This is a genomic window from Acidimicrobiia bacterium (genome assembly GCA_016650365.1).
In the GTDB taxonomy this organism is placed as follows: Bacteria; Actinomycetota; Acidimicrobiia; order Spongiisociales; family JAENVV01; genus JAENVV01.
Map to the genome: position 1 here is coordinate 1 of JAENVV010000301.1, position 3720 is coordinate 3720.

Genomic DNA, 3720 nt, shown 5'->3' on the forward strand with positions numbered 1-3720 from the left:
GTCGCCAAGGTGTCGGCTCCATACCGGACGATTCCTTTGGCGATAAGGTCGCCGTCGACGTTGAGTACCTCAACCGCCCTGCCCGCCTCGAACGCTCCATGAGTGGCCGTGACACCTACGCCAAGCAATGACCGGCCTGCCCGGCGAATGGCCTCTTCGGCTCCCCGATCGATCGTCACGCTTCCTTCGGAAGGGAGTCCAAAAGCGATCCACAGTTTCCGAGCGGAAAGGCCAGAAGGATGCGGCGCGACCCAGGTACCAATGTCATTGCCCGCCAAAATCTCTTCCATGACGTCGGTCCGAGCAGCTGGCCCGATGACCGTCGGGATCCCCGACCAGGCCGCCATCCGCGCGGCTGCGACTTTGGTGGCGATGCCTCCCGATCCGAGTGGACCGGACGCTCCAGCCGACACGGCATCGAGAATTTGATCGGTGTGGCGGACCGCACTGAGCAGCTCGGCGTCCTCGGCCCGACGAGGATCATCGGTGTAAATCCCGGCGGTGTCAGTGAGCAAGACCATGAGTTGGGCAGACACCAAATGCGAAACAATCGCGGCGAGTCGGTCGTTGTCGCCGTATTTGAGTTCATCGACAACGATGATGTCATTTTCATTGATCACCGGCACGATGCCGAGTTCCAGCATCTTCAGTAGGGCTTGACGAGAGTGCAGATATTGCTGACGGTTGGCCAAGACATCCTTGGTCAACAGCACCTGACCTCCTATCAGTCCATGAACGGCTAGCGCGTCGGCATAGTGGCCCATGAGGCGCGACTGCCCGACGGCAGCCGCCACCTGATAGTCAGCCAGACCTTTGGGACGGTGCTCAAATCCGAGAATGGGCAACCCGGTTGCGACGGCTCCTGAGGTGACGAGGACAGTCGGAAAGCCGGCGGCCCAGCACCAGGCGACCATACCGGCCACCCGTTCAATGGCCGCCGGATCGACGCCCCCACCCGGAAAGGTGAGACTCGAGGAACCGACCTTAAGAACGACCGGATCCCCCGGGGTCGGGGCGGTCCTCACTCTTCCTCTTCCCCGTCGTCCTCAATGAACGAGAACGTGATATCGCCGATCCGTACGTCGTCACCCGTGCGGGCACCCGCTGCCAGTAGTGCGTCATCTACTCCGACTCGATGCAGTCGTTTGGCGGCAAAATCGGCGGCGGCCGGCCTCGTAAGGTCATCGAGTGCCACCGCCCTGGTGGCGGCCCGACCCTCGACGATCCAGACCCCTTCGTCGTCACGGCGGACCTTGACCTGTTGTCCGATGGGCCGGTGAAGGACGTAGCCTTCACGTTCGGGGGCTTCTCGTATGACCTGACCGACCTGAGCGGCCACGGCCAGCATAAGCTCATCCAGGCCTTCACCGGTCACCGCAGAAATCGCGAACACGACCGGTTCTCCCAGCTCGGCGGCCAACGCCACCGTGTCGACCTCGTCAAGGTCGGCTTTGTTGACTGCCACGACTCGTGGCCGCGTGACGAGGTCCGGTCGGTGCTGGCCCAGTTCATCGAGCAAGATCCGGTACTGATCCTGCAGGGTCTCCGTTTGAAGCGTGGAGGGATCGAGCATCACGACCAGCACGCGTGCCCGTTCCGTGTGACGAAGAAACTCGTGGCCAAGGCCCTTGCCCTCGGCGGCACCTTCGATCAAACCCGGTACATCGGCGAGAACGAACTCTTTGCCTCCGACCGAGACAACGCCCAGATTCGGCTGCAACGTCGTAAATGGATAATCGGCGATTTTCGGTCGGGCTGCCGAAACATGCGCGATGAGTGTTGATTTTCCGACATTCGGAAACCCGATCAGGGCTGCATCAGCGACCAACTTGAGCTCAAGGGTGATCCAGGCTTCCTCGCCATACTCTCCCTGTTCAGCGAAACCGGGAGACCGATTGGCCTTCGAAGCAAGGGCCGTATTGCCCAGCCCTCCCCGGCCACCCTGCAAAACCGTGACTTCTTGCCCGTGTTTCACCAGGTCGGCGAGCAACTCACCATCGCCGTCATAGATCATCGTGCCTGGCGGGACGACAAGATGAAGGCTTTCCCCGGCACGACCATGCTTGACGTCACCCTGACCATGCGTACCGCTTTCGGCACTTCGATGGGGATTGTGGCGATAAGCGAGGAGCGAGGCCTCATTCTCGTCGGCGACAATCACCACGTCGCCTCCAGGTCCCCCTGCTCCGCCGGTTGGCTTTCCCTTGGGACGGCCTTTTTGCCTCAAAAAAGAGACAACCCCCGCGCCGCCGTTGCCGGCACGGAGGTTGACATTAACTCGATCGACGAACACGTCGACCCTCAGTCAGCGAGAACGTTTACCAGACGTCGACCGTTACGTTCTCCATACTTGACATGTCCGGGAGCCATGGCAAAGAGCGTGTCATCGCTGCCCTTGCCGACATTGTTACCGGGATGGATACGTGTGCCTCGTTGACGAACGAGGATGGCTCCGGCGGTCACGGTTTGACCGTCGAAAACCTTGGGGCCGAGACGCTTGGCTTTGGAGTCGCGACCGTTCTTAGTCGAGCCTCCGGCTTTGGTTTTTGACATTGTTTACTCCTCCTCGGAAGCGGCCGCTGGTGCATCTACGGCGATGCTCAGAACTTCGACCCTCGTATAGGTCTGGCGGTGGCCCATGCGGCGACGGTAACCCGTCTTGTTCTTATATTTGAACATGTCCAACTTGGGCCCTTTTTCTTCGCCAAGGATCCTGGCGGTGACCGTGGCCGCAGCCAGGACTGATTTGTCGGTGATCGTCGAGCCGTTTCCATCCACAACCAAGAGGGGGGTGAACACGACCTCTTCACCGGCGTTTTTCAAGCGTTCGATATCAAGGACGTCGCCCTCACTTACCTTGGCTTGTTTCCCACCTGTGTGGATGATTGCGTACATGACTGGTTCCTTCTTACAAACTTAGGAGATCGCTACGCAAGGCAGCGGCTCGTAACTCTAATCGTCTGAAACGATTTGCCAACCTGAGAATCATTCGGCGTCCGAAAGCGCCCGATCCTCGTAGGGAATTCCGAGCGTCGCAGCCTCTTCCTGAAGCAGGACGCCCCGGCCATCACAATGCGGGCAGGGCTCGGAAAAGTTCTCCAGGAGGCCCTGCGCAACATTCTTCCTGGTCATTTCGACGAGTCCGAGATTGGAGACATCGAACACCTGGGTGCGGGTTTTGTCTTTGGCAAGTTCCTCTTTCAGCTTCCGAATGAGCATGCGCTGATTCTTTTCCGACTCCATATCGATGAAGTCGATCACGATGATCCCGCCAATATCTCGCAATCGCAGCTGACGGCAAATCTCCTCCGCCGCTTCGAGGTTGTTCTGGAGTACCGTCTCTTCAAGGCTCGATTTACCAACAAATTTGCCGGTGTTCACGTCGATGACGGTGAGCGCTTCCGTGCGATCGACGACCAGGTGGCCGCCAGACTTCAACCAAACCCGCCGGTCAAGAGCCTTGCGGAGTTGATCTTCAACGTGAAACCTCTCAAACAACGGGAGCTCGTCCTCGTAGAAATGCACCTTGTTCACGAGCTCAGGTGCCATTTCGCCCAGGTACCCGGTGACCCGGTCCATCGACGTCTGATCATCGATAAGCAAGCGCTTGAAGTCGGATGTGAAATGCTCACGGATCACCCGGATGAGCAACTCGGGCTCCTGATAAATGAGGCGAGGCGCCGGGCCATTATCGACCTCGGACTGGATCTTCTCCCAGAC

At 59.2% G+C, this 3720-nt stretch carries 5 protein-coding genes; all 5 read right to left on the minus strand.

All coding sequences use genetic code 11. The features are described from left to right. Positions 1 to 1025, minus strand: a 1025-nt coding sequence (proB, locus tag JJE47_16715) for a glutamate 5-kinase (protein ID MBK5269065.1), incomplete at its 3' end; no start/stop codon positions are given. Continuing rightward, entirely contained in the window at positions 1022 to 2305 is a 1284-nt protein-coding gene (gene obgE / locus JJE47_16720) for a GTPase ObgE (GenBank protein MBK5269066.1), read from the minus strand. The genes proB and obgE, both read right to left, overlap by 4 nt. After that, entirely contained in the window at positions 2302 to 2553 is a 252-nt protein-coding gene (gene rpmA, locus JJE47_16725) for a 50S ribosomal protein L27 (GenBank protein MBK5269067.1), read from the minus strand. The genes obgE and rpmA overlap by 4 nt, the downstream gene beginning before the upstream one ends. Before the next feature lie 3 nt (positions 2554 to 2556). Continuing rightward, the gene (rplU, locus tag JJE47_16730) at positions 2557 to 2895 is read right to left on the minus strand and encodes a 50S ribosomal protein L21 (protein MBK5269068.1); all 339 of its coding nucleotides are present in this window, start codon (positions 2893 to 2895) and stop codon (positions 2557 to 2559) included. Between the two features lie 90 nt (positions 2896 to 2985). Further along, a partial coding sequence (locus JJE47_16735) for a ribonuclease E/G (GenBank protein MBK5269069.1) occupies positions 2986 to 3720 on the minus strand: 735 nt, incomplete at its 5' end.

Excerpts from the sequence above, each read along its gene's own strand:
- rpmA (MBK5269067.1), bottom strand. The coding sequence starts at position 2,553 with ATGTCAAAAACCAAAGCCGGAGGCTCGACTAAGAACGGTCGCGACTCC.
- rplU (MBK5269068.1), bottom strand. The coding sequence starts at position 2,895 with ATGTACGCAATCATCCACACAGGTGGGAAACAAGCCAAGGTAAGTGAG.